General features: G+C 76.3%; 4 protein-coding genes. 1 reads left to right on the top strand and 3 read right to left on the bottom strand.

From position 1 onward, the window contains the following. Positions 1 to 111: 111 nt before the first annotated feature. From DQ238_RS22460 to DQ238_RS22450, 3 genes are all read right to left on the bottom strand, one after another. A complete protein-coding gene (locus DQ238_RS22460) occupies positions 112 to 780 on the bottom strand; it encodes a redox-sensing transcriptional repressor Rex (protein WP_113783466.1) in 669 nt (222 codons plus the stop codon). Positions 781 to 1,201: 421 nt separating this feature from the next. After that, positions 1,202 to 1,450: a glutaredoxin family protein gene (locus DQ238_RS22455; protein ID WP_113783465.1), complete on the bottom strand. Its 249-nt coding sequence runs from the start codon at positions 1,448 to 1,450 to the stop codon at positions 1,202 to 1,204. Continuing rightward, positions 1,440 to 2,984: an AMP-binding protein gene (locus DQ238_RS22450; RefSeq protein ID WP_113783467.1), complete on the bottom strand. Its 1,545-nt coding sequence runs from the start codon at positions 2,982 to 2,984 to the stop codon at positions 1,440 to 1,442. Before DQ238_RS22450 ends, DQ238_RS22455 begins: the two co-directional genes overlap by 11 nt. A 189-nt stretch (positions 2,985 to 3,173) precedes the next feature. On the opposite strand from DQ238_RS22450, the gene DQ238_RS22445 reads away from it, so the two are divergent. Further along, positions 3,174 to 4,094: an HAD family phosphatase gene (locus tag DQ238_RS22445; RefSeq protein WP_113783464.1), complete on the top strand. Its 921-nt coding sequence runs from the start codon at positions 3,174 to 3,176 to the stop codon at positions 4,092 to 4,094. Positions 4,095 to 4,362 lie beyond the last annotated feature (268 nt).

Below are 4,362 nucleotides of genomic sequence, written 5' to 3'. Positions count from 1 at the left end.
CGTGATCTGGCACTGCTGGCAAGCCGGCGAAGCCTACGACCCCGCCCGACACAACGCCCTGCAACGCATCCTCAACCAAGATCAACGGCAGGCGGCTTGACACAGGGCTTCTCACGCGGTCACCTCCACCGTCGTGGGCGCGGCGGTGCCGCGCTGCTGACCGAGGAAGGCCAGCACCTGCAGTTCGACGGAGAGGTCGACCTGGCGGACGTCGACCTCCGCGGGCGCGGCCAGCGCCATCGGCGCGAAGTTCAAGATGCTCCTCACCCCGGCCGCGGTCAGCCGGTCGCAGACCGACTGGGCGACGTCGGCCGGTGTCGCGATGACCCCGATCGTGGCCGCCGTCGCGGCCACCACCTCGTCCAGCTCGGCCAACGGGCGCACCAGCTGGCCGCCGATCCGCTGACCCACCCGCCCCGGGGCGGCGTCGAAGAGCCCGACGAACCGGAACCCGCGGCTGCCGAAACCGCCGTAGCCGGCCAGGGCGGTGCCGAGGTTGCCGATGCCGACCAGCACGCAGGCCCGGGAGCGCTCCACCCCGAGCACCCGGGCGATGCGGTCGCGCAGGGTGGCCACCTCGTAGCCGACCCCGCGGACCCCGCACGGGCCCAGGTGGGAGAGGTCCTTGCGCAGCCCGGCGGGGTTGACCCCGGCCGCCGAGGCCAGCTCGCCGGAGGAGACGTTGCTGCGGCCGGCGTCGGCCAACCCGCTCAGCACCCGCAGGTACACGGCCAGGCGGGCGACGGTGGCCTCCGGGATCCGGGGCCGCGGCTGCGTCACGGGACTCTCCTCGCTGGCGCTCGTCGGCCCCGCGCCGGACGCGGGATCTCTGCACGACCTGGCCAGCTGGGTCATGGGACGGCTCCACAGCGCCCGCGCCCGTCCGACCGGCGAGTGCCGGAGGCGGGCGGGCGACCTCGGGGAACCGGGCGGATGCGGCCCGGCGAAGGCCACGGTAACCGCTTGTGAAGGCAGGAACAAAGTCGCTGGGGAGCGGGAGGGCGCTCCCCAGCGCAGACGCGTCCGGTTGTGGTGGAGACCATACCCGGCGCCACTGGGGTCGACCCGGTCGGGTGGAGTGAGGACCCCCCCTGTCCCCCGCTCGCAGGCTCGCGCCAGGCCCCTCCCGGGCACCGCCGGCCCCTCTGCAGGGTCCCGCTGCGAGCCTGCGAACAGTGGGGAGGACGGGGTCCTACTACTACTACAGGTCGAGGTCCCGGCGCAGCCGGAGCTCGTCGACGGCGAAGTAGGAGTGCTCGCGGCCGTCGAGCAGCACGACCGGCACCCGGTCGCCGTACTCGGCCTGCAGCTCGGGGTCGGCGTCCACGTCGACCTCGGTGGCGGTCAGCCCCGCCTCCGCGGCGACCTGTCGCAGCGTGGCGGCCGCGGTGTCGCAGAGGTGGCAGTCCGCCCGCACGAGCAGCTGCAGCCGGGGCCCGCTACCGGTCATCGCCGTCCCCCGCCGGTTCGCCCGCGCCCGCGGGGAGGCCGAGCTCGCGCAGCCGGGCGCGGCTGACCTTGCCGGTCAGCGAGTGCGGCAGGGAGGCGAGCACCTGCACCGACGTGGGTACCTTGTACCGGGCCAGGGACGCCGCGGCGTGCGCGCGCAGCTCCTCGAGGCCGACCCGGCGCCCCGGGCGCAGCGCGACCACCGCCCGCACGGCGGCGCCGGTGCGCGGGTCGGGGACCCCGATGACCGCGCTCTCGGCGACGGCCGGGTGGGTGTCGAGGACCCGCTCCACCTCCGCGGGGTAGACGTTGAACCCGCTGACCAGGATCAGGTCGCTGCGCCGGTCGACCAGGTGCAGGTCGCCGTCCTCGTCGGCGTGCGCCAGGTCGCCGGTGCCCAGCCAGCCGTCGGCGTCCGGGCCGTCGGCTCCGTCGGGCCAGTAGCCGGAGAAGAGGTTGGCGCCGCGCACCCACAGCTCCCCCGGGCCGTCCTCGGCGAGCTCGGAGGGGACGTCGTCGTCGACCGGCTCGCGCAGGGCGGTGTCGCGCAGCTGCACCGCCACCCCCGGGATCGGCCCGCCGATGCAGTTCGGCTTGGCCCGGCCGGTCGCCAGGGTGCTGGTCACCACCGGGCAGGCCTCGGTCAGCCCGTAGCCCTCCCAGACGGTCACCGCGGCTCGCTCCCGCATCGCCGTCCACACCTGCTCGGGCAGCGGGGCGGCGCCGGAGGAGGCGATCCGGACGGCGGCGAAGGCCCGGCGCAGCTCGGCGTCGGACCCCGCGGCGTCGGCCGCGGCCAGCCAGGCCTGGTACATCGGCGGCGCGCCGGGGACGGCGGTGACCTCCTCCCGCGCCATGAGCGCGAGGGAGGCGACCGGGTCGAAGCCGTCCACGACCACCGCGCAGGCGCCGGTGGCGGCGACCAGGCCGAAGCCGGCGTTGAGGCCGTAGACGTGGAACAGCGGCAGCACGAGCAGGACGCGGTCGTCGGGCCGGACCGGCGGCGGCCGCATGGCCAGGCACTGCTCCTGGTTGGCCCGCATCGCCGCGGCGGTGAGCACCGCGCCGCGCGGCCGGCCGGTGGTGCCGCTGGTGTAGGCGAGGAGCGCCGGGGCGAGCGCGTCCTCGGGGACCTCGGGCGGGTCGGCGTCGTCCGCCGGCGGGCCGGCGAGGACCGGGACGCCGGCCAGCGGCTCCCGGTCGTCGGCGGCGACGAGCAGCGCGGCGCCGGAGTCGGTGAGCACGTGCTCCAGCTCGGGGTCGGTGTAGGCGGTGTTCACCGGGACGACGACCAGGCCGGCGCGCAGCGCTCCCAGCGCGGCCCGCAGCCAGTTCCCACCGTTGGGCAGCTGCACCGCCACCCGCTCCCCGGGCGTCAGCCCCCGGGCGGCGTAGCCGGCGGCCGCGCGGTCGACCTGCGCGTCGAGCTCGGCCCAGGTCAGCCGCTCCCTCCCGGCCACCACGGCCGGTGCCTGCGCGCGCTCCCGGGCCGCCGTCCGCACCAGCGCGGACAGCGAGCTCCCGACGTCGGCCATGCACCTCTCCTCCGGTGGAGCGCCCCCGGCCACCCGCGCGAAGCGCCACGGACCGCTCGGCCCCGGGTGGCGGAGACGGTCCGCGACGATGTTGTCACCACGGGCGCTGCTGCGCAGCACCGCGCCCGGCGCCACTAGGGTTCCAGGCCAGTCCTCCACCGGCCGCGCACGACGGTGGAGCCGCGTGGGATGGAGGTCGTCGTGCCGGGACTGCCCTTCCGCGGCCGCCGTCGGCGCGGTCCGGCGGACGCGCTGGACGACGAGACCCCGGCCCACGTCGCCGGCGCCGCCTCGGCCGCGGCCGCCGAGGTGGAGCCGGCGCCGGCCGTCGTCCCGGACCTCGCCGCGGCGGCGTTCTTCGACGTCGACAACACGATGATGATGGGCGCCTCGCTGTTCTGGTTCGCCCGTGGGCTGGCCGCCCGCAGGTACTTCACGACCCGCGACCTGACGCGCTTCGTCTGGCAGCAGGCCAAGTTCCGCCTGGCCGGCAACGAGAGCGCCGACGACATGCGCACCATCCGGGAGAACGCGCTGGCCTTCGTCGCCGGCCGGCCGGTGGCCGAGATCGTCCAGGCCGGTGAGGAGATCTACGACGAGCTGATGGCCGACCGGATCTGGGCCGGCACCCGGGTGCTCGCCCAGCAGCACCTGGACGCCGGGCAGCGGGTCTGGCTGGTCACCGCGACCCCGGTCGAGCTGGCCCGGATCATCGCCCAGCGGCTCGGCCTCACCGGCGCCCTGGGCACGGTCGCGGAGGTCGTCGACGGGCACTACACCGGCCGGCTGGTCGGCGAGCTCATGCACGGCGAGGCCAAGGCTGAGGCGGTGCAGGCGCTGGCCGGGCGGGAGGGCCTGGACCTGTCCCGGTGCACCGCCTACAGCGACAGCTCCAACGACCTGCCCATGCTCACGCTCACCGGCCGGGCGGTCGCGGTGAACCCCGACACCCAGCTGCGAGCGGTGGCCCGCTCCCGCGGCTGGGAGGTCAGGGACTTCCGCACCGGGCGCAAGGCGGCCAAGATCGGCGTCCCCACCGTGGCCGTCGCCGCGGCCTCCGGCGGCCTGGTCGGCGGCGCACTCGCCCTGCGCCGCCGCAAGCTCACCTGATGGCGTCGTGCCGTTGGCGGCCCCGCAGGCCCCCTGCAGGTAGAAGGACCCCGTCTTCCCCGCCCCTCGCGAGCTCGGGGCGGTGCCCTGGACGGGGCCAGGCGCGAGCCTGCGAGCGGCGGGGGGCAGGGGGTCCTTCTACCGACGAGCGGCCGGGGAGGCTTCACGTCGCTGGGGGACGGCACGTGGCCGCGGTGGTCGGGAGGAGTGGGGCCCGCAGGGTCCCCGACGAGCGGCCGGGGAGGCTTCACGTCGCTGGGGGACGGCA

The organism is Geodermatophilus sp. TF02-6, from assembly GCF_003319115.1.
Classification (GTDB): Bacteria; Actinomycetota; Actinomycetes; order Mycobacteriales; family Geodermatophilaceae; genus Geodermatophilus.
This window is presented reverse-complemented; position numbering and strand designations above follow the sequence as displayed.